The organism is Sciscionella marina DSM 45152, assembly GCF_000379465.1.
GTDB classification, from domain to species: Bacteria; Actinomycetota; Actinomycetes; order Mycobacteriales; family Pseudonocardiaceae; genus Sciscionella; species Sciscionella marina.
Map to the genome: position 1 here is coordinate 178,141 of NZ_KB905458.1, position 21,854 is coordinate 199,994.

The following is a 21,854-nucleotide window of genomic DNA, read 5'->3' on the forward strand; positions in this document are numbered from 1 at the left end:
CGCGCGATGACTGAACACCTCCGAGGGTAACCGCAGCCGTTCGGCAACGCAACAACCACCCCCGGCGCGTCCCCGCATGTCATTCGGATTCGACTCGGACACCGTGCTCATCGACCGCGAGCGGCACCGCGCGGAAGCCTTCGGGGACGAGCCCGGTGGGCGGTTCACCGAAGGCCAGCACCGTGGGACCGGCACCGGAGATGGTCGCCGCGATCCCCTGTTCTCGCAGGTCATGCAGTAGATCGAGGCTCGAGGGCCAGGCCGATTTGCGGTACTCCTGATGCAGCCGGTCCGCGGTGGCCTCGAGTAGTAGTTCCGGGGCCGAAGTCAGCGCGTGCACCACGAGGGCGCTGCGCCCGGCAGCGAACGCGGCATCCGCGTGCGGCACCGTTTCCGGAAGCAGCCCGCGGGTGGCGTGCGTCGAGGACTGGAGTTCCGGCACGAGTGCGATCGGACACACCTTCGGATGTGTGGCGAATCCAACGCCGGAATACCGGCCGTCCCGCTCCCAGGTCAGCTGCAGTCCGCCGAACAGGCTGGCCGCGACGTTGTCCGCGTGCCGCTCGAATTCCGCAGCCAGTTGCAGTGCTTCCGCGTCGAGCTCGCGATCGAGCAGGCCGTAGACCGCGGCGATCCCCGCGACGATCGCCGCCGCGGAGGAACCGAGCCCGCGCGCGTGCGGGATTTCGTTGGTACAGCTCAGTTTTACCGGTCCAATTCGGACACCGAGACGATCCTCGGCGGCCCGCATCGCGCGCAGCACGAGGTGCCCTTCATCGCGCGGTACCTCCTCCGCGGCCTCCCCGGAAACCACCACATCGAACCGGTCGGCCCGGCTGACCTCGAGCGTGTCGTGGATGCCGAGGGCGAGACCGAGCGCGTCGAATCCGGGACCGAGATTGGCCGAGGATCCGGGAACCCGGAGGCGTACCCGCTGCTTCACGAGAGTTCCAGCGCCTTCGCGATCGCGGTCGGTTCGACCGGCAACACCTCCACGTCCTCGCTGACCTCGGCGAGCGCGGTCTGCGGGTCCTTGAGCCCGTGCCCGGTCACCGTGCAGACCGTCAGCGATCCGCGCGGGATCCGGCCTTCCTCGGCGCAGGCGAGCAGACCGGCCACACTGGCCGCCGAAGCGGGCTCCACGAAAACGCCCTCATGCGCGGCGAGCTGGCGGTACGCGGAGAGGATACGGTCATCGTCCACGGCGCTGAACTGGCCGTCCGACTGCTCGACCGCATTGGTCGCACCGCGCCAGGAGGCCGGGCTGCCGATCCGGATGGCGGTGGCCACGGTGTCCGGTTCGGCGACCGGTTCACCGCGCACCAGCGGGGCAGCGCCCTCGGCCTGCACACCGAGCATCCGCGGGGTCCGCTCGATGATCTTGTCCTCGGCGTACTCCCGGTACCCTTTCCAGTACGCGGTGATATTGCCCGCGTTCCCGACCGGGAGCAGATGAATGTCCGGGGCCCGACCAAGTACATCGCAGATCTCGAAGGCAGCGGTTTTCTGGCCCTCGATGCGCACCTTGTTCACCGAATTCACCAGTGCGATGGGGTATTCGGCGGACGTTTTCCTGGCCAGCTCGAGACAATCGTCGAAATTTCCGTCGACCTGGAGGATCCGCGCACCGTAGGCGACGGCCTGGGCGAGCTTGCCGAGCGCGATCTTCCCACTGGGCACCAGAACCGCGCAGCGCATCCCGGCACGCGCGGCATAGGCGGCGGCCGAGGCCGAGGTGTTTCCGGTGGACGCGCAGATCACCGCCTCCGCGCCGCTGGCGAGCGCGTCGGTGATCGCCACGGTCAGGCCGCGGTCCTTGAACGAACCGGTCGGGTTGGCTCCCTCGATCTTGAGCAGTACCCGCGCGCCGGTCCGTTCACTGAGATAGGGCGCCTCGAGCAGCGGAGTCCCACCCTCGTGCAGCGTGATGACGCGCGCCCCACCGGGAATGGCGATCCGATCGGAATAGGCGTCGATGACCCCGCGCCAGTGGCTCATGTGGATTCTCCTTCTACGCGCATGACACTGGTCACCGCATGGACGACATCGAGGCCGGCGATGGCGTCCACGGTCGCCCGCAAAGCGCGATCGGGCGCGGAATGGGTGACGATCACCAGGTTCGCGTCCGCGGTACGCCCTTCCTGGCGGACAACGGCGATGGACACCTCGTGCTTGGCGAAGACCGCGGCCACCTGTTCCAGAACTCCGGCGACATCCGCGACGTCCAGGCTGATGTGGTACCGCGTCGGCGTCTCGCCCATCGGTTGCACACGCAGCGCGGCATGCGCGGATTCCCGCGGGCCGAAACCGCCCGCGATCCGGTTGCGCGCCGCGGTGACCAGGTCGCCGAGCACCGCGCTCGCCGTGGGCACCCCACCCGCGCCCTGGCCGAAGAACATCAGCGAACCCGCGGCATCGGCTTCGACATAGACCGCGTTGAACGCACCGCCGACGCCGGCCAGCTGATGGCTGCGCGGAATCATCGCCGGATAGACTCGCGCGGAAACCGATTCCTCGCCGGATTCCCCGCGCACCCTTTCACAGATCGCGAGCAGTTTCACCGTGCGCCCCAATTCCCGGGCGGCCGCGATATCGGCGCTGCTCACCTCGGAAATTCCCTCGCGGTGCACATCGTGCGCGCCCACCCGGGTATGAAAGGCGAGCGAGGCGAGAATGGCCGCCTTCGCCGCCGCGTCGAAACCGTCCACATCGGAGCTCGGATCCGCCTCAGCGTATCCCAGCCTTCCCGCCTCTTCAAGGGTTTCCGTGTACCCGGCCCCGGTCTCGTCCATCGCGGAAAGAATGAAGTTCGTCGTGCCGTTGACGATTCCGGTGACCCGGTTTATCCGATCCCCGGAAAGCGATTCACGAATCGGGCGCAGCAGCGGAATGGCGCCTGCTACCGCGGCCTCGAAATAGATGTCCGCGCCCGATTCGTCGGCAGCCTCGTACAATTCCGGACCGCATTCGGCGAGCAGATTCTTGTTCGCCGTCACCACGCTGATCCCGCGGCGCAGCGCGTCCCGCAGCAGCGTGCGCGCGGGCTCGATTCCGCCGATCACCTCGACGATCAGGTCGATGTCCGAGCGCAGCAGGCCTTCGGCGTCGGTGGTGAGCAGATCCTGCGGAACCTCCGGATGCCGCGCCGGGCGGCGAACCGCGATCCCGGCGAGTTCGAGCGGCGCACCGATCCGGGCGGCGAGTTCCGTGCCCTCTTCGGTGAGCAGCCTGGCGACCTCGGTGCCGACCGTGCCGCACCCGAGTAGCGCGACCCGCAACGCCTTCATCACGCCTCCAGCCTGAGTAGATCCTCGGTGGTCTCCCTGCGCAGCAAGGGTTGCACGGAACCGTCGCGGACCGCCACCACCGCAGGCCGGGGAACCCGGTTGTAGTTGCTGGCCATCGAATAGCAGTAGGCGCCGGTCGCCGCCACCGCGATCAGGTCGCCGGGCGCGATATCGGCGGGCAGCCAGGCATCACGCACCACGACGTCACCGGACTCGCAGTGCTTGCCGACGATGCGGCACAGCGCGGAATCGGCCTCGGCCCGCCGGGAGACGAGCCGGCAGTCGTACACCGAATCGTAGAGCGCGGTCCGGATGTTGTCGCTCATGCCGCCGTCGACCGAGACGTAGGTACGCACCAGGCCCGCGTCGAGCTCGATCGGCTTCACCGTGCCGACCCGGTACAGCGTCACCGTTCCCGGACCGGCGATCGCGCGCCCCGGTTCGACCGCGATCGTCGGCACCGCGAGCCCGGCCTGTTCGCATTCCTTGGCCACGATCCGGTGCAGCCCCTCGGCGAGCGTGTCCACCGGCATCGGGTCATCGCCCTCGGTGTAGGCGATCCCCAGCCCGCCGCCGAGGTCCACTGTGGACAGATCGGCGAGCCGGTCGGAGCCGTGTTCCTCGTTGACCCGCGCCAGCAGATCGATCACCCGGTGCGCGGCCACCTCGAATCCGGCCGTGTCGAAGATCTGCGAGCCGATATGGCTGTGCAGCCCGATCAGCCGCAGGTTCGCGCAGTTGAGCACCCGGCGAACGGCTTCCTCCGCGCCACCGGCCGAGAGCGAGAAACCGAACTTCTGGTCCTCGTGCGCGGTCGCGATGAATTCGTGGGTGTGCGCCTCGACACCGACGGTCACCCGGACCATGACCTGTTGCACGACCCCGTGCTCGCGGGCGATCTGGTCCAGCCGCGCGATCTCCAGGTACGAGTCGAGCACGATGGTGCCGACCCCCGCGGTGACCGCCTCGGCCAGCTCCTGCTCGGTCTTGTTGTTGCCGTGCAAGGCGATCCGCTCGACCGGGAAACCGGCGCGCAACGCGATGGCGAGCTCGCCGCCGCTGCACACATCCAAGGACAGGCCCTCATCGGCCACCCAGCGCGCCACCTTGACCGAGAGAAACGCCTTCGCCGCGTAGTGCACCGAAGAGGCGGATCCGAAGGCCTGGGCGTATTCGCGGCAGCGGGAGCGGAAATCCTCCTCGTCCACCACGAACAACGGGGTGCCGTATTCCTCGGCGAGATCGGCGACATCCACTCCGGCGAACGCGACCGATCCGCGTTCGTCCCGGAAGCTGCCGCGCGGCCACACCAGCGCGGGCAGTTCGTCCAGAGTGTCCAGTGTGGACGGTTGCGGTCCCGCGGTATCGCCGGGTGCGAGCACATCGGCGTGCCTCGGGCCTGCTGGGTGAGCGCGCATTGTGGTCTTACATCCGTTCCGGTGCGGCCACGCCGAGCAGGCGCAGTCCGTTGGCGAGCACGTGCCGTGCCGCCGTGCAGAGGGCGAGCCGCGCGCCCGTCAGCCCCGTCGCGGGCTCATCACCCATCGGCAGCACGCGACAGGAGTCGTAGAAGCGGTGATACGCGGCGGCGAGCGATTCCAGGTAACGCGCGATGCGGTGCGGTTCCCGCAGATCCGCGCTTGCCTTGACGACGCCGGGGAACTCTCCGATGGTGCGGATCAGCTCGCCCTCGCGCTCGTGCGTGAGCAGTCCCAGTTCGGACCGACCGGCCGCGGCGATGCCGAGATCTTCGGCGTTGCGCGCGATCGAGCACAGCCGCGCATGCGCGTACTGCACGTAGAAGACCGGATTTTCGTTGGTGCGCTTGGCATACAGGTCCAGGTCGATGTCCAGGCTCGCATCGATCGAGGACCGGATCATCGAGTAGCGGGCCGCGTCCACGCCGACCACGTCCACCAGGTCTTCCATCCGGAGTACGGTGCCCGCGCGCTTACTCATCCGCACCGGCTCACCGTTCGAGACCAGGTTCACCATCTGCCCGATCAGCACCTCGACCGTGTCCGGATCATCGCCGAGTGCTGCCGCGGCCGCCTTCAGCCGCGCGATGTAGCCGTGATGATCGGCACCGAGCATGTAGATGCAGAGGTCGAATCCCCGCGCGCGCTTGTCCGCGAAGTAGGCGATGTCCCCGGCGATGTAGGCGGGTGCGCCGTCGGTCTTGATGACCACCCTGTCCTTGTCGTCGCCGAAATCCTTACTGCGCAACCACCACGCGCCATCGGCGAAGTACAGGTTGTCCGAGTTCTTCAACCGCTCGACCAGTTCACCGACCGCGCCGGACTGGTGCAGCGAGTCCTCGTGGAAGAACACGTCGAAGTCCGTGCCGAACTCGTGCAGCGAGCGCTTGACCTCGTCGAACATCAGCCCGACGCCGATCTGCCTGAAGACCTCGGCCGCGTCCCCGCGCTCCAGCGCGTCCGGCTGCTGGGCCAGTACCTGGCTCGCCACCTCACCGATGTAGGCCCCGCCGTAACCGTCCTCCGGGGTCGGTTCCCCCTTCGCGGCGGCCATCAGCGAGTTCACGAACCGGTCGATCTGCGCACCCGCATCGTTGAAGTAGTACTCCCGCGTGACGTCCGCGCCCTGTGCCTCGAGCACTCTGCCGAGCGCGTCGCCCGCCGCGGCCCAGCGCGCCCCGCCGAGGTGCACCGGACCGGTCGGGTTCGCCGAGACGAACTCCAGGTTGATCTTGGTGCCCGCCAGCTGTTCGGCCTGGCCGTAGCCCGCGCCCTCCTCGAGCACCTTCGCCACGATTCCGCCCTGCGCGTCCGCGGCGAGCCGCAAGTTCACGAAGCCCGGTCCCGCGATCTCCGCCGAATCGATCGAATCGCTCTGCGCGAGCGCCTCGGCCAACCAGCTCGCCAGTTCACGCGGCGCCACCCCGAGGCGCTTACCGATCTGCAGCGCAAGATTCGTCGCGTAATCGCCGTGCTCCGGATTACGCGGACGCTCCACAACGACCTGCTCGGGAAGCACGGATTCGTCGAGCTCACGGGCACGCAGGACCTCGAGGGCCGCGTCCCGGACGGTGGTGGCGAGGGCTGCTGGGGTCACCCGCGTGAGTCTATCGCTGGCCATGAACGCAGCGACGCCCGCCAGGACATGTGCCGCAGGTCACGCACTACCCACTACCAGCTCAGTTCCGCGCAGCGCACATTCGGCGTCTCCACCTGCAAGGTCGCGTGATCGATGTCGTACTCCGCCTTCAGCAGCCGCTGCGCCGCAGCCAGCACCACGCCAGGGTCCGCGTCCGCATGCACCGCGAGATGCGCCGAAGCCACCTCCATCCCCGAGGTCAGCGTCCAGATGTGGATATCGTGCACCTCACCGACCCCGGCCACCTCGCCGAGACTCGCCGCGACCCCGTCCACATCCAGCTTCGCGGGCGCATGCTGAAACAAAATGCGCAAAGCATTGCGCCCCAGACTCCACGCGCGCGGCAGCACGAACAGACCGATCGCGACACCGATGACCGGGTCCGCGTACGGCCAGCCCGTCCACAGCGTGATCGCCCCCGAGACCAGTACACCGATCGAGCCGAGCAGATCCGAGAGCACCTCCAGATACGCACCGCGCACATTCAGACTCTCCTGCGCACCCCCGCGCAACAGCAGAAACGAGAACACATTCGCCAGCAGACCAGCGAAGCCGACGATCAGCACCGGAAGACCGGGAACCCCCTCCGGCGCGCGGAACTTCCCCACCGCCTCATAGGTCACATAACCCGCGACCCCGAACAACAGCACCGCGTTCAACAGCGCAGCGAGCACCTCAGCCCGGTACATGCCGAACGTCTTCGTCGACGAGCGCCGCGCCCGCTTCGCCAGCATGATCGCCGCCAACGCCATGCCCACGCCGACCACATCCGTGAGCATGTGCGCCGCATCCGAGATCAATGCCAGCGAGCCCGTCAGCACACCCGTCACCAGCTCCAGCACCATGAACGCCGCCGTCACCCCGAACGAAAGCGCCAGCGGCCGGACATGTCGCCCCGAAGCACTCGTCCCCGCGCCGTGGCCATGCCCGTGCCCCATAGCCGCACCTCCGTTCACATGCATGGCGAAGTGCGCATGTATGCAATATAGCTAAGGCTAGCCTAACAAGAACCCCTTCGGGAGTGCACTCCCCCGTGCTGTAGAGTCACCCGGGTAAGCCCTCGTAGCTCAGTGGATAGAGCACTGCTCTCCGGAAGCAGGTGTCGCAGGTTCGAATCCTGCCGAGGGCGCCAGGTCAAAGGCATGCACTGCTGGTCAGACCGGGGCTCATGGCATGAAACGTGGCATAAGTCTCGATAGACTGGGTGCATGCCTACCATCAGTGCGCCCAAAGGCCAACCCGAGAAGGGGAGCATCGAGACGCTCCCCAGTGGAGCTCTTCGCGTCCGCGTCTACGCGTGCATGGATCCCGTCACGGGTCTCCCGCACTACCTTCGAGAGACCGTCTCGGCCGGACCCCATGCCTGGAACAAGGCCAAGAAGGTTGCCCGCCGTCTAGCGCACCAAGTTGACGAAGGTAGGCACCCCAGGACTGACGCGACGCTCACCGAGCTATTGAACCGACACTTCCCGATGCTCGATTGCGCCGAGACAACTAGACGAACGAACGAGCGTCATCGACGGAAGCACATCGAACCAGTTCTCGGGAAGCACAAGATCGCCAAGATCGACGCTGCGATTATCGAATCATTCTATACCGAGCTCCGGACTTGTCGTGATCACTGCAAGCGGCACAAGCACATTCGGCAGGATAAAAAGCACGTTTGTAAGCCACTCGGGAACTCAACTATTCTGAAAATCCATGGCATCCTGTCGAAAGCATTCAGTCGAGCCGAACGCTGGGACTGGATTGTGCAGAATCCAGTTAAGAAGGCGGAGGCTCCGTCCAAGCCAGAACCTGACCCGCAGCCACCATCGCCGAACGAAGCGGCCATGATTCTCAATGAATCATGGAAGGACGTCTCATGGGGGACTTTGGTATGGGTGGCCATGACGACCTCGCCCCGGCGCGGGGAATTGTGCGCGCCTCGGTGGAGCCATTTCGACGCCGACCGAAAGACTCTTACCTATAAACGTTCCATAGCTCAAGATGGGAAGGAGCTATGGGAGACAGACACGAAGACCCACAGGAAACGCATCGTCGCACTGGATGAGGACACCACGGCGATCCTCAGCGATTACAAAGCGCACTGCCAGCGGATGGCACGGCTCGCGGGCACTCACCTCTCGGAGGACGCATACATATTCTCTAATGTCCCGGATGGCACCGTTCCTCTCAAACCTGCTTCTGTTTCACAGCGTTACCGTCGCCTTGCGCGTCGACTCGGCATCGAGTCGACCATTCATAAGCTGCGTCACTACACCGCCACAGAGTTGATCACGGCGGGCGTGGACATCCGCACGGTAGCTGGCAGGCTCGGTCACTCAGCCGGAGGTACAACCACGCTCAAGATGTACGCAGCATGGGTCAGCGAAGCCGATCAGCGTGCGTCCACCATCCTGCACGGACGGATGCCCCCACGACCCGCAGGCCAAGTCAGCACAATCGAACGCGCCAAGGACGACCCCCAAGCTCCGTTCGAGATCATCGCCGCTTCAATTCGCCGCGACATCAACGCGGGAAAACTTTGCCACGGCGAAGTTCTCCCCTCTGTCAACGAAACCGCCGCCGAGCACAAGGTCAGTGTCGGTACCGCACACCGCGCGCACGGACTACTGCGATCATGGGGTCTTGTCACTGAAGGAGGTCGAGGCACGCGGCCGACGGTCGTTGCACCCGAGACTTCGGGGGATTCAACAGTGCTGAAAGCGATGGAGGTTAACACCTCCGAGCCACGTGGTAACAGCAGTAACGAAACGCTTCTCGAACTACGTCTATTGTCTCTAGGGGTACCTGTCAAGGACTTCAGCACTCAGGCAAACTCCACAGACGCGCCTACCCTTCATCGTCTGTTGAACGGGGCCGCGCGGCGACACGGCGGGTCCGAATATCAGATCGAGAACTACGAACTCGAAGTACGTCAAGGAGGGGCCCTAGTGACAACCTTTGTTGCCCTGTGACCACAAATGCCTGTGGGCTGACAGGATGAAGCGTCGGGCAATCCTGGAAACCAGGAAAGCCTCTACTTTCTGTCTGCCTTCAGGTGACAGGTAACATCGGTACCCACATCATCCGGGGGCTCGCCCGGTTCGACGCCTGTGACCTCAACGACGAGGAGTAACTGATGAAGCGGGAACGTGCGACCGTTCTCCTCGAGGAGCTGGTCCGCCGTGCTGGGGGTGATGGGTGGCCGGTACAGGTAGTGGAAGCGGTTCACGTCTTCGGTTCATACTCCCGAGGTGCCACGGAGCCAGGTGACCTTGATGTCGCAGTCGACATTCAGCGTAATGACCATTGGGCAGAGCACTTCGTCGCGTGCCTGTCCAATGGTCGGGACCCCTACTCTGAGCTTCGCCAGGCACTGCGTGGCAGGACCCGCAGCGTCTCGATCCTATTCGAGCGTTTTCACGGCCACGATGACGTGCCCATGATCTTGCTGTGGCGGCGAGGTGAACCTCTCCAATTGGCCGTCGAGCGAATCCATGCAATACCGGTAGATCCGACAGCTGGACGCGCACCCCGGGATGCAATGCTTCCCTGCTTTGATGGGCTTGACAAGTGGCTACCCCGGTTTGTGCGTCAGGAGCTCGAGGAACTGATTGCCCGAAAAATAATCACGGTCGAACAGATCGTATTAGATGACGCCGATATCGTCGATCCGATGATGCTCGACCTGTTAGACAGTCGATGGACGGTGGGCAGTCCGCTTCGGCGGGCTGCCGCGGCAGCCTTGTCTTATCTGGAACACCAGGGGGTTGATCTTCGATCGGTGCACCTGCACGGTCGGAATATAAACCATTCAACCACTCCATACAGTGTTGCCTTCGGACTCAAGTACTTAAGTTCGCTGCTATTCAGTTTCGCAGAGCGCGGCGGGGTTCAGTGGCTTGAAGTCGTACATCCCTCGCGCCGATGGCCACTCCGTACGTTGAAGATAGAGCTGCGCGATCGCGAGAAGCTAGCCAACCGAGGTACAGGGTTTCAATCCTTCTTCAAATAGTCAACACTAAACGTTACTCACAGGGATCTGCATCGGCGGCGAGATGGAAGTCTGCGGAGTTCATCTCTCGGCTTTCTTGTACTACCGTTGCTTCCATGTTTTCGATCGCTTGCGCGGGTATGGTGTAGCGTCCGCGTATTTTCAGTGCTGGAAATTCGCCGGCTTCAATGGCCCGGTATAGGGTCATCGGTGAGACCTGGAGTAGGTGCGCCGCTTGTCGGACGTTGAGGAATCGTGGCTGTGTCGGGGTTGGCGTGCTGTCCTGTGGCATATGGCCCTCCCCTGGTCCGACAGTTGTGGGGCGGTATGGGACCCGGGAGGCGGCGCCCTCCCCTGACTTTCCGCCTCCCGGGTTGGGTGCGATGTTCACAGCGGGGGTAATACTGTCGTCATCGCTGTAGAGGTTGTTTTGATCGACCCACGCTCGATCAAAACTGTTGACCTCTACTACCTCATATTGCCTGAATCCACCCAGAAGGTCAACAGTTTTGATCCATTTTGCGGATTGACTCAGTCCGTGATGGATGTGGTATGGAGCGTTACGGATGACGCGGTGATCGTGTGACCGTGTGACTCCCTCTCGTATGTGGTTCGCCACGGCCGTGATGGTGCGCCGCTGGCGGAGCCAGCTGAACCAGCGAGCGCGCTGTGCCGGGGCGAGGGCCGCGAGCGTCGTTTTTCGCTGTGCTCGGCGATTTTCTTGCTGTGCCGGGGTGAGGGAGGTCCACCAACGGTGCTGGTGGTTCAGTGAGCGGAGTGTGCGGTTGATGGCTTGCTTTTCGCATAGCGCGTTCCAGTGTTGTCGTTCTGTGTGGTGGGTGCGTTTGAGTCGTTCGAGGTTGGCGCGGCCGGTTCTTGTGGGGGTGGGTGCGTACCGCGTGGTGGGGGATTTTTGTTGTGATGACTGGGTTTCCGTCGATGATGATCGGGTGGCGAGGGTGGTGGGTTGCCAGGCGTCGGAGTCCGTCGTGCCGGCGTCGTAGGTGTGGGTTCGATTGATGATGCCGAGTTGAGCGGCCGCATCGCGGGCACGGCGTACGGTTCGAGGGTCGAGGCGTGCTGCTTCGGCCCATTGCCGGACCGAGATTGATCCGCCGTGATTGACGACGGCTGGCGCGAGCGCATGCAGCGCGATGTATAGGGTTGTGCGACGGATTCTGTTGGGTAAGTCGGTGTGATCTCGCGTGAGGTGTTCGGCGATCTGGTGGAGCTGTCGGCGTAGTTCGTCGATGCGCACGGATGCCGAGCGGGTCGGCTGGTCACGGTCGTCGGGTGGGGATCGGTTGAGTCTGCGGCGACGTGGGCGTGCGGTGCGGGCTTCGAGGAGTGCTGGTTGCCAGCGTTCGGTATGCCATCGGTGGTAGCCGAGATGGTGGGCTTGGGTGGGTGAGGCACGACGGAAGTTGATCCAGGCTTGGTGTGCGGTTCGGTGTTGTTCGGCATCGTTGATGGTGACCGCGGGTGCCCAGAAGTAGCGCCGCCAGGCTGTTTCTCCGATCTCGGCAGCCTTGCTTCCGTGGATATGTGCGGCATTCCAGGCCTGCTGGGCGGTCCATCCGGCGCGCGCTCGAGCGCAGGCGTCGCCGAATTCCCCTTCGGAGCGGCTGACACGGTTCCGTGTTGAGCGGTAACGGTGCACTGACGGTGCTGGACGTGTCCGTATGGCGTCGAGCTGCGCCACCGGCGAGGTGACGTGCGCAGTATGGCGGATTGCGGCGCGTGTGAGGTTGCTGTCGAGTAGCGGTGCCGGGTAGGCGTTTCGGTGTGGGGCTGTGAGCAGTCGCAGGGTGCGGCGCACGCTGACAGGGAGCCCGTGGTGGTGCGCAAATCGAGCGGTAATTTCGCGTAGACGTGGATGAATAGCGGTAGGAGCGGCGATGATCAGGTGCCGGTGTCCTGGCCGTCCGGATGCGCGCACCAGACGGGACAAGTTGTGTTCGTCGCACCAGACGGTGAGGTCTTCGGCAAGGGTCTGCCCGGTTTCGGCGAGGGCGTTGGTGTCGGCAGGATCGATGTCGATACCGATCAATGGTGGGCGCAGGGTTCCCACGATGCTGCGGGCCAACGGGCTCTTCCCGAGGACGTGTTGCGCGTGTTCGTGCGTGTCGGTGATCGCGATCGCGTTGTTGTTTTGGTCGATCACGATGTAGGGGGCGGTGAATAACTCGTCGTCGAGGATTGCAGGGTGCGCATCGTCTTCGAGAGCGGACACGGTTGGTTGTGTTGGTGATGGCTGGTCGTGTGGGTGTGAGGTATCGTGGAAAGCGCTTGGCATCGCGTTTTCCTTCCGGTGCTTGACGTGAAGCCCTGCTAGCGCCGCCTGAGGATTCGGCGGCGACGGTGTGCTCTGTAGGGGCCTTGCGAGGGATCAGGGCACAGCGGCTAGGCGGAAACCCGCGCGCGGGCGGCGCGCGGGTTTTTGTCGTTACCGGGCTTCTGTTTCGATTGTGGTTTCAGGAAAAGCCGTCCCCCGGTCAGTACGTCTCGCGCGTACGAGTACTCGAAGGTTCGGCACTCGGCGCGGGTTTGTTCCTGGGGTGCAAGCGAATGGGCTCCACCGTCTTGTGGGCTTCGTGTTTCGCTTTGTTGTGCGGTGCGCGTGGTGTGTGGCGGGATTCGCGCCGGTGCCTTCCACGCTGGTGGCTTCGCCTCGGCCCGGAGGTCTGTGGGATCCATGCTCGGGTGGTGGCGATGGCGGTGGTCGCGATCCCGGCGCCGATGCCGATCAGCAGGGTGATCACGGTGGTGCTCGAGTGGTTTGTGGTTCGCGGTGTCATTCGTGCGTGTCCTCCTTGCCGGTGGTGTTTGGTTGTTCCGCGGTGGTTGGTGGTGCGTGCTGGCGCATGCCGGCGGGGACGTCGGTGATTTCGAGGAGGACGGCGCTGCAGGTGCTGGCGATGCTCGCGCCGAGGAGCAGGATCAGATCGCCGGGTTCGACGAGTGATCGGGCATACAGGTGCGTGAGCACGACGAGGGGGTCGTTGGGTCCGAGATGTCCCCACCGTTGGGCACAGGCATGTGTTGCCAGGGACGGCGGGATTCCGAGCGGGGTGAAAAGGTTCCGACGCATCCAGGTTTCCTCGTAGTGCGGCGTCAGGACCCATTGCAGGTCGCGCTGGGTGATACCGGCGTCGTCGAGGACGTGCTCGAGGACGGTGCGGATTCCGTGGACCGCACGTTCTCGCCTGCTTCGGGAGTTCTGCCGGGACTGCGGGGGCGGTGGTGAACGGCGTGTTCGGAGTTCGGGGGCGCTGCGGGAGTGGGTTGCCCGGATGCGGGCGAGGCCGGGGGTGTTGCCGAGCAGGATCGCCGAGGCCCCGTCTCCGTAGGCAGCTCGGGGTTCGAGTGGTTGGTTGTCGACCAGGGCTGGGGTGTAGCAGGTGGCTCCGGTGAGCATGATCGTGTTGTCGCCGGTGGTGCGGTCGAGCATGGCGGTACCGAGGTCGATCCCGGCCAGGAGTGTGTTGCTGGTGGAGCCGAGGTCGACGTCCCCGAAGCCGGAGGCGAGCCCGAGGTGAGCGCGCACGGCAGCGGCGCTGGTTTCTGCTCGCCGGTCTCGGGCCGGGTCAGTCAGCGAGGCGTGCAGGTGCAGGCCGGGAACCAGCAAGGGGCCTGGGTTGGTCATGGTGTAGGCGGCCAACGCGTGATGGCCTGCTTCGGCGGCGAGCTCGATCGCGGTGTTGTTGTCTGGTGTGTTGGCGATGGCTATCGAGTCGTAGCCGGATCCGGCGAGTCGGTAGCGCTCGTGTGTGGGGAGCTCCTGGACAGCTGTGAGGTCGCCGAGGGCAGCGCCGATTCCGATGATGTGGACGGTGTCGTGGCGCATCAGTGCCTCCCCGTACCCGCGCCACCGTCGACGTGTTCGACGATCGGTGGTGTGTTCGAGTTGCTTGCCGCGCCGTGGGGGCCGGGTGGCATGGTGCGGTTGAGCCAGTCAGCGATCTGGGCGTTGGACTCGGGTGCGCTTTGTTGCAGGGCCAGGTCGTGGCCGGTGTTCGGGATGAGCGCGGTGTCCAGGGTGGCGTGCGGGCCGAAGAAGGGCCGCTCATGTGTCTTGACGGCCGCGGCCGAGGAGCAGTCTGTGCCCAGCGGCGGGATCCCGCACATCACGGCGTCGTCTTTTCCGAGCACGGTGAACACGGGAATGTTGATGCTGTGGGAGGCGCTGTTGAGCAGGAGCTCGGGGAGAAAACTGGGAAAATCGGTCACCGAGTAGGTGCTCTTGAGTTTTTCGTCTTCGGCGAGAACGGAGGGGTCAGCGGTCTTGGTGTTATACAGGACCCTGCGGGCGCCCGGGTTTGTGGTCAGGTACCCGGGATCCAGGTGGTAGTCGTGAAACTTTCGGTCCTGCATCGCGGGATGGGATGGGAGTAATATCCCGACGATTCCATTGATGAGTTGAATTTGGTGGGCTGCTCCGGTGGCGACGAAGGCGTCGACGTCGTGGTAGCGGCCGGCTTCGATGTATCCGAGGATGGATCCGTAGCTGTGTCCGACCAGGGCGACGTGGTCGAAGTGTTGGCCGAGGCTGCCGTTGCGGAGAGCTTGGATGGCTTGGTGCATGGTCAGCGCTTGGGAGTCAGCGTTGACCATGGGGCTTGCCGGGTGCGCGGATTTGCCGGTGCCGAGGCGGGAGATGTTGAGGGTGGCGTATCCGGCGCGGTTGAGGGCGGCGCGGGTGGAGTAGCGCTGTCCGTGGCCGGGCAGGTCCCAGTAGTACTGGTCGTAGGAAAGGCCGTGGACCAGCATTGCGGCTTTCGTTGCACCGGGAGGGGTGCACAGTGTTGCGGCTAGTGGTGCTGGGGATCCGTTGGGCAGGCTGGTGTTCACGGTGACCGCATGGCACGGAGTATTGGCCGCGTTCTGGTGTCCGGTCTGGTTGTGCGGGGCGGCGTGGGCTATGCGGGGAACCAGGGTGAACGTGGTGGCGGTAGTGAGAGCGGCGACGATGAAGGTGACGAGTGCGCTGATGAGGCGCCGCATCGCAGGAAGCTGCTGTTCCTTGTTGCGGTAGTCGCTGTGGTGGTGCTGGTTGGTGGGCATGGTGTTCCTCCTCGGGTGTCTGCCTGGCCGGGTTCGGCTGGGCATGTCTGGGCAGAGCGCGAGGGGAGGGCCGCTCCGGTGGCGGGTTTCGCCGGGTGTAGTGGTGCCGCGGTGGACGGCTTCTGGGGTTTCGGTGTGGTTAGGGGCCTCGGCGGCCGCGTGCGGCGCGGCGGGTCATCAGGTCCTGGTGATGTTGGGTTCTTAAGCCTTCGATTCGGGCGCTGGCGGCTGGTTCGAGTTCGGGGTTGCGGGTGACGTCCGCGGTGAAGGCGGGGTCGGTGCGGAAGGCCAGCAGGAGCACCGGGGCGTGGTGGCTGAGGTTCGCGATCGTGTAGGGGATCGTGGCCGGGATGTAGACCATGTCGCCGGGAACGGGGCGGAGTGTGCGCAGTTTCTGTCCGGATAGGACGATTACGTGTCCGGAGAGGACCACGAGGGCGGTTTCGGATTCGCGGTGATGCTGGGGTGTGGTGGCGACGCCGCCGGGAATCTGTAGGCGGGCGGTGGAGAGGCGTTGCGTGGTCACGGCGGGCGCGTAGATGATGGTGGTGAGGTTGTCACCACCGGGGTTGGTGCGTGTTTCGGCCTCGCGCGGGTAGCAGTGCACCGCTCGGTCCGCTGCGGAGTTGTTGCCGGTGATGGGCTCGTGCATGCGGGTTTCCTTCCTTTCTCTTGTCGGGCTTGGTTCAGGACTCGGGTTAGGGGCCCTCGGACAGATGGCGGGCGAGGCGGGCGTTTCCTTCGGCCGCGTACGGGCTGCGGTGGCCGAGCCCGCAGGCGGCGCTGAGAGCATCGACGCGACGTCCAAGGGCGCGTTCGACGAGGGCGAGTGCGGTGGTGGCGTCTTCGGGCGCGAGTTCGTGGACGAGCCCGGCGCTGATCGGGACGCGCGGGTTGAGCTTGGTGAATGGCTGGTAATAGGCCGGGTCGGTGCTGGGTATGGTGATGGTGTCGCTGAGCGGAATGTGCATCAGCGGCGTCGGGTACTGGTGAGCGGAAAGCCGTCGGTGCAGCGCGTTCGCGAAGTGCACCGGTGCCCACAGTCCGCGGGGCTCGAGGAGGGGTTCGCCGCCGAGGTCGCCGGTGCACCAGTGCAGGATCCAGCGTGCGGTGCGCGGCAGGCAGGTGATCACCGTGGCGGTGTTGTGCGCGGTCGCGACGGCGAGCGCGGACCACAAGCGCCGTGGTGTGCGCTCGAACAGTGCCGGGATGGCGAGCGTGGTGAGCTGGTAGCGCAACTGGACGCGGTGCTGGTCGTGCAGTGTGGTCAGTTCGCGTCGCACAGTGTCGCGAAACACCGTGTGGTGCCCGAGACCAGCGGTTGGGCCACTGAAACAGGTGGTCGCCATGTCGAGGGGATGCAGCACCGAAACCAGTTGCGGCACCGTGATGCCTGGTCGGATACGGCGGCGGGCTTGCAGGCTCTTGCGGACGTGTTCGACGAGGCCTTGCTCGAGCTGGTGGGGTTCGAGTCGAGCACCGGGGCGCAGCCGGTAGGTGGGCAAGCGGGAATAGCTGGTGGCATCACCCTCGTGCACGGGCATGAGCGCCGGAACGTTTCGTAGCCCGTGCAGCCAGGTGCCGAGTGGGTTGGGATCGTACTCGCAGGGCAGCGCAACCAACGGCGACCCGGTGTCCGAGCCGTGATCGAGAAACCAGCGCATAGTGTCCACGGCACTGCGCGAAAGCTCAACAGGTAGCGATCCGAGGAAGTGAATCTGGCGTCGCCGCGGCTGCAGCTTCTCCCAAGGCGGCGCGGCCTCGGCGGCCGACGACGGGATCTGAGTGGTAGCAGGCGATGTGGTCATGCCCTTCCCTGTTCGTTCGTGGCCGTTGTTCGGGTTTGCGGATGGTCGGCGGCCCTGCGGCAAGGGCCTATCGGTGTGGGCCGGGAGGCTGGCGGGAAGGGGAACCAGCACTCCCGGCTATCGGGGTGTTAGCCGGTCACGGGCAGGTGCCCGGTCCGGGGGTTCGGGGACGGTGCGGGGGATTCACCGGGCTCGTGGGACCAGCCCGGCACGTGGTGGGTCCAGCGGTGCTCAGCCCCGTCACGGTCTCCCGGTCGGCTGATGTCCCCTGGCTCGCCCGGGTGCCCGGGTTTGCCGGGATGGCCGGGCTTGTCACCATTGGGTGGTCCGCTGGGGTGACCGGTGCCGCAGGTCACCGTGGCCACGGTGACCGTCACCGCGTTCGCGGGTGCTGGGCGTTCGTCGGAACCGGGTGCGGAGGGCGGTGACGATTCCGAGGTAGGTGCGCTCGAACTGCCCGGTGTACGGCCGGGATGCCGGTCCGGTTTGTGGTGTGCCGACTGCCCGGGCTCGTGCGATGGGTCTGTACGCTGTGACGGGGGTTGCGCGGACGTCGAACTCGGTGTTCCGGGATCGCTCGTGGGGTTGCCAGGGAGGGTGTGTTCGAAGCCCGCGGGACGTACTTTCGCCGTGTGGCGGGAATGGTGTTCTCCCCCCGTGTTGTTGGATCCGGGTTTTCCGGTTCCCAGGGCCGAGACGGTGATCGTCGCGGCGTTGCCGTGCGAGCCGCCCGAGGAACCGGGGCTGACATGGAGGTTGCCGTGACTACCTCCGGCCCCGTGGACGGTGGTGACTCCGTTGCTGCAGCGCGCGGTGAACGGTCCTACGGTGGTGCCACCGACGCGGACGCTGGCCACGCTCGCTTCGGCGAGGCCTTTCCCCGCGCGCAGATGGATGCCGCTGGCCGTGACCGCGCCGCTGGGTGTGGAGGCCGAGCCACTGGCGGATTTCACCGCGCCGCTGCTGGACACGCTCGGTCCGCCGGATAGGGATTCCGTTCCGGACACCGAGATTCCGGTGGCCCGAGAGACGGTATCGCTGGCGTGTGCGGTCGAGGCGTCCCAGGCGGTGAACCCGATCGCGCCCCCGAGCAGGAGGGCCCCGGCGGTAAAGGTCACGGCCGCGGTGCGGGCCGAGGCGGGGATCCCGATTTTTCCGAGTGCCATTTGGACACTGGTGATCTGGTGTGGTGCGGTGAGATGACCGTCGTGCGTGTCATCGTGGTGGTTGACCATTTGATTTTCTCCCTATTTTTTGTTTTCTTGCGGGATGGGGTGCGCGCTGGAGCGGCGCGTGTGAATGGGCTCGTGGTGCCTGGGTTTCAGCTGATGAGTACGGGTGTGCCGATGGGGACGTTTTCGCTGAGTTCGCGCAGGGCTTCAGGTGGGACGCGGATACAGCCGTCACTGGATTGCTGGCCGAACACGGTGGCGCTGGGCCATCCGTGGATCCCGGTGGTTCCGGGCCCGCCGGCATAGGTTTGGTGTGCTGCCGAGTGGGTTCCCAGGGCGAGGATCACGGGACTGAAGCGCTGTCGGGAATCGTGCACGGAGGCCATGACGAACGTTCGCCCGGGAGGGGTTTGCGCGGCCGGTTTGCCGATTCCGATCCGCCACGACCGGATCACGGTGCCCTCGCGCTCCAACCGGAGCCGGTACTGTGCCCGGTCCACGCGGATCACCCACGGGGTGTAGGTGGTGTCGACGAGGGAATGCGCGCCGCGAGGGTGGTGTGTTGGCAGCCATCCGGTGGCGCCGTTGGGGCGCGAGGGCAGGATGACCTGCACCCAGGCGGGTTCACGGGCGATGACCGGTAGCCAGGTTGGGTTGTTGACCTCGGTGGTGGGCAACGCGGCGATTGCCGGCCCACCGGGTCGGGCATAGACGGCGATCCTCTGGCGTGGGTGAATCAGTTCTCCGTTGGGGACCTGCGTCGCCGTGAGATCCGGTGGGGCACCCACCAGGCTCGTGTAGGTCGTTGCTTCCGGGAGCGAGTCCAGGTTCGCGACCGGTCGTGGCGCCGCGATCGGGGCGGTCGTTGTCTGATCCGGGGTGACGGTGTGGGCTTGCTGGGAGTTGGTTTCGGCGGTGCTTTCCGCGGTGACCAGGATGATCACGATCAGAGCTGCGATGGTGAGCGCGGCGATCGCCGCGCTGGTTTGACGGTGCCGTCGAGTCCAGGATGTGTCCTCCGCCGGTGTGGGTTCGTCGATCGGGGTGTGTGGTGTTGTTGTGTCCCGCGCGGTGGACTCGGGGTGTGAGTCGCTGGCGGGTCTGGTGTCGTGTGGGGTCGCGTGGCCGGACACGACATCACCTCCAGATGAGAAACAGGGCGTTGATGGGTGTAGGGCGTTGGTCTGTGGTTGGTGGGTGTGGGCCTGCCTTCGAATAGGCCCACACCCACTGCCCAACAGGGGACTGGTGGTGAAACAGGGGCTAGCGGCCGAGTTCGGTCACGAATCCGGATGCGGGCGTGCCCACTCCGGTCACCGGGTCCCAGCCCGGCGCGGTCTGCAAGGACTGGGGTTTCTGGTCGAAATCGATCAGGTAGCTGCCCGGTGTACTGGGGACCGAGGTGCCCGCCATGGCGTGCATCGCCGGGCTCCACACCCCCGCGTGCTGCGGGGTGACATCGGTGATCGCTTTGCTGTGATCCCGCGCGAGTTGATACAGGGCGGGGTTGAGCAACCCGGCGCGTTTGGCCCCGGGTCGTATCTGTTGGGCGTCCGCAGCCATTCCGGCGATCAGCGGGGCGGCCAGGGAGGTGCCGCCGTAGGAGGCGATGCTGAACTGCCCGCTCGTATCGGTGTGGCCGACCAGCATGCCGGTGTAGGAATCGGCCAACGCGGAGATATCCGGCGTCGCGCGTCGTCCGCCACTGGGCGAGGACGGAACGACGCCTTTCTGCCAGTCTGGAGCCCCGTACAGGCCCGAGCGGCCCCCGCCGGATCCCCCGGCGAACGGTCCGTCGGTGTCCCGCTGGGGCACCCATTTCCCGCCGGAGAGGCTGTTGCCGGAATTCTCCCACCCGGCGAGCACCTTGGGCTCATTTCCCTGGCCGAGACCGACGCTGGTGCCCCCGACCGCAGTGACCCACGGGGTGGATGCGGGATAGTCCGCGGTTGGGTGACCGAACTGGCCGGAGTTGTCGCCGGTGTCCCCGGTGGACGCCGTCACCGACTGGCCCTGGATCGCGGCCTGCAGGGCCATCGAGTTGAACTGGTCGCGCACCGAGGCGGGCAGGTCCTTCTCTCCGTTCGCGTCACCCCACGAGTTGGTGATCACGTCCACCTTGTTCTCCGAAACGGCCTGGTTGAAGGCCGCGTACAGGCCGTTACCGACACAGGAGTGTGCCGCGTAGTAACGCAGCCCGGCCTGTGGCGCGACGGCGTGCGTGGCGCTCACGTCGAGGGCCTGTTCCCCGCCCCAGCCGTCGACGTCGCACTCCTGCTGGTCGGTGAAACCACCCGACGGCAGCACCGAACCGTATTGCCCCGGCTTTAATGGCGGGACTCCCAGTTGTGCGGCGGCACGGTTGGTGTCCGCGGCTACGGTTTCGGCGTTGTAGGCGCCCACGATCCCGATCGTGGTGCCGCGCCCGGTGTTGGTTTTCCCGAGACCGTACATGGCACGGATCGACGAGCCGCTGTAGCCGCACAGGCTGTTGGACTGTTTGCCGGGGTATTTCTGCGGAACCGCGGTGTTGTTCTGTTCTCCCCACCACCGGGCGCAATGCTGTCCCCCGGCGGCATTCCCAGTGGCGGGCCGGTTCGCGATGTGCTGTGGCCGCAGCGTGCGGGTGCTGTCGTCGAGGCCCAGCACCGCATCCACCGAACCCTTGAGCCGGGCGGGCAGGGTGATCGGGGCCGAGGGCGCCACTAGTTCCTGCGGGTGGCCCGCGACGGAGTGGCGGTAGCGGGACAGGGTGGTGCCGAAGGCGTGTTCGATGGTGGAGGTCTTGGCTTCGGCGTCGATGAAGTGCCGGTTCGACGCCATCCCCGTGACCCGCAAGCCTTGGTCGGACAGCCAGGTGCGGATCTGATCGAGGGTTTCCGGGGTAGCCGCGAACCGGTCTGCGAACTGCTGCGGGTTCAGAAACCGTCCGTGCTCACGGCTATTCGGTGTGGACACTGCGGTAGCCAACCGGGCCGCGCCTGCTTTATCGCGCAACGACACAGCCACATGGATATGGCGCACCGCGTCTTGATCGGCAGGCCCGACTCGCGCGGTGGGGGTTGCCCAGGCGGGCCTGCTTCCCTCGACTGTTGTTCGCGGCCCATCGGGTGTCGCTGAGCCAGCGCTTGCCGGGAGTGCGGCCGCGAGCGCGGTCAGCGCGATCCCGGAGGCACCGATGACGGTTTGCCATCCTCGAAGAGGCATAGGTCTCCCCTTATCTCCTTGTCGAATAATCGGTTCACCATTTCAGGCCATACGTGACCTAGGGCCGATGAAGAGAATTACAAATAATCTAGGGCGCCGCGCAGTCAGGCACGCGTTGACGCGATTCTGTCGAATGATGGGGATTCACACATTCTTTCGGCACGCGTCAGCGAGCAGAGTTAAGACAGAAAGTGTGTCGCGTCAGTGATGAGAATGTGGT

General features: G+C 65.4%; 16 protein-coding genes and 1 tRNA gene. 3 read left to right on the forward strand and 14 right to left on the reverse strand.

Annotated features, from left to right (window positions below; translation table 11 throughout):
• Nucleotides 1–79 precede the first annotated feature (79 nt).
• From thrB to A37U_RS0140095, 6 genes are all read right to left on the reverse strand, one after another.
• Nucleotides 80–943 carry a homoserine kinase gene (gene thrB / locus A37U_RS0140070; protein ID WP_020502287.1) on the reverse strand — a complete coding sequence of 288 codons (864 nt, stop codon included), beginning with the start codon at nt 941–943 and terminating at the stop codon, nt 80–82.
• Nucleotides 940–1,998: a threonine synthase gene (gene thrC, locus A37U_RS0140075; RefSeq protein WP_020502288.1), complete on the reverse strand. Its 1,059-nt coding sequence runs from the start codon at nt 1,996–1,998 to the stop codon at nt 940–942. Before thrC ends, thrB begins: the two co-directional genes overlap by 4 nt.
• Nucleotides 1,995–3,287 (reverse strand): homoserine dehydrogenase, encoded by a 1,293-nt coding sequence (locus A37U_RS0140080; protein WP_020502289.1) that lies wholly within the window; start codon nt 3,285–3,287, stop codon nt 1,995–1,997. Before A37U_RS0140080 ends, thrC begins: the two co-directional genes overlap by 4 nt.
• Nucleotides 3,287–4,705, reverse strand: coding sequence for a diaminopimelate decarboxylase (gene lysA, locus A37U_RS0140085; RefSeq protein WP_026198125.1), 1,419 nt, complete (start codon nt 4,703–4,705; stop codon nt 3,287–3,289). The genes A37U_RS0140080 and lysA overlap by 1 nt, the downstream gene beginning before the upstream one ends.
• Nucleotides 4,706–4,712: 7 nt before the next feature.
• Complete coding sequence (argS, locus tag A37U_RS0140090; RefSeq protein ID WP_020502291.1) at nt 4,713–6,362, reverse strand: arginine--tRNA ligase; 1,650 nt, start codon at nt 6,360–6,362, stop codon at nt 4,713–4,715.
• Nucleotides 6,363–6,436: 74 nt separating this feature from the next.
• Nucleotides 6,437–7,342 (reverse strand): cation diffusion facilitator family transporter, encoded by a 906-nt coding sequence (locus A37U_RS0140095; protein WP_020502292.1) that lies wholly within the window; start codon nt 7,340–7,342, stop codon nt 6,437–6,439.
• 118 nt (nt 7,343–7,460) lie between these two features.
• Between A37U_RS0140095 and A37U_RS0140100 the strand changes: the two genes are divergently transcribed.
• The 3 genes from A37U_RS0140100 (at nt 7,461) to A37U_RS52430 (ending at nt 10,404) form a co-directional block, all read left to right on the forward strand.
• Nucleotides 7,461–7,536, forward strand: a tRNA-Arg gene (locus A37U_RS0140100).
• 76 nt (nt 7,537–7,612) lie between these two features.
• On the forward strand, nt 7,613–9,364 hold the full coding sequence (locus A37U_RS50805; RefSeq protein WP_083934251.1) for a tyrosine-type recombinase/integrase: 1,752 nt from the start codon (nt 7,613–7,615) through the stop codon (nt 9,362–9,364).
• A 164-nt stretch (nt 9,365–9,528) separates the two neighbouring features.
• On the forward strand, nt 9,529–10,404 hold the full coding sequence (locus tag A37U_RS52430; protein ID WP_157183333.1) for a nucleotidyltransferase domain-containing protein: 876 nt from the start codon (nt 9,529–9,531) through the stop codon (nt 10,402–10,404).
• A gap of 13 nt (nt 10,405–10,417) precedes the next feature.
• Here the strand turns inward: A37U_RS52430 and A37U_RS53310 are convergent, their stop codons facing one another.
• The 8 genes from A37U_RS53310 to A37U_RS0140150 form a co-directional block, all read right to left on the reverse strand.
• Nucleotides 10,418–12,616, reverse strand: a complete 2,199-nt coding sequence (locus A37U_RS53310; protein WP_205623126.1) for a helix-turn-helix domain-containing protein — start codon at nt 12,614–12,616, stop codon at nt 10,418–10,420.
• A 561-nt stretch (nt 12,617–13,177) separates the two neighbouring features.
• Complete coding sequence (locus A37U_RS0140120) at nt 13,178–14,230, reverse strand: 3-oxoacyl-[acyl-carrier-protein] synthase III C-terminal domain-containing protein (protein WP_020502296.1); 1,053 nt, start codon at nt 14,228–14,230, stop codon at nt 13,178–13,180.
• A complete protein-coding gene (locus A37U_RS0140125) occupies nt 14,230–15,447 on the reverse strand; it encodes an alpha/beta hydrolase (RefSeq protein ID WP_020502297.1) in 1,218 nt (405 codons plus the stop codon). The genes A37U_RS0140120 and A37U_RS0140125 overlap by 1 nt, the downstream gene beginning before the upstream one ends.
• Nucleotides 15,448–15,586: 139 nt before the next feature.
• Nucleotides 15,587–16,099 carry a cupin domain-containing protein gene (locus tag A37U_RS48970; RefSeq protein ID WP_020502298.1) on the reverse strand — a complete coding sequence of 171 codons (513 nt, stop codon included), beginning with the start codon at nt 16,097–16,099 and terminating at the stop codon, nt 15,587–15,589.
• A 46-nt stretch (nt 16,100–16,145) separates the two neighbouring features.
• A complete protein-coding gene (locus A37U_RS48975) occupies nt 16,146–17,111 on the reverse strand; it encodes a hypothetical protein (RefSeq protein ID WP_020502299.1) in 966 nt (321 codons plus the stop codon).
• Nucleotides 17,112–17,383: 272 nt separating this feature from the next.
• Nucleotides 17,384–18,490: a hypothetical protein gene (locus A37U_RS0140140; protein ID WP_020502300.1), complete on the reverse strand. Its 1,107-nt coding sequence runs from the start codon at nt 18,488–18,490 to the stop codon at nt 17,384–17,386.
• 86 nt (nt 18,491–18,576) lie between these two features.
• Entirely contained in the window at nt 18,577–19,560 is a 984-nt protein-coding gene (locus tag A37U_RS0140145; protein WP_020502301.1) for a L,D-transpeptidase, read from the reverse strand.
• Between the two features lie 130 nt (nt 19,561–19,690).
• Complete coding sequence (locus A37U_RS0140150) at nt 19,691–21,634, reverse strand: S53 family peptidase (RefSeq protein ID WP_083934254.1); 1,944 nt, start codon at nt 21,632–21,634, stop codon at nt 19,691–19,693.
• Nucleotides 21,635–21,854 lie beyond the last annotated feature (220 nt).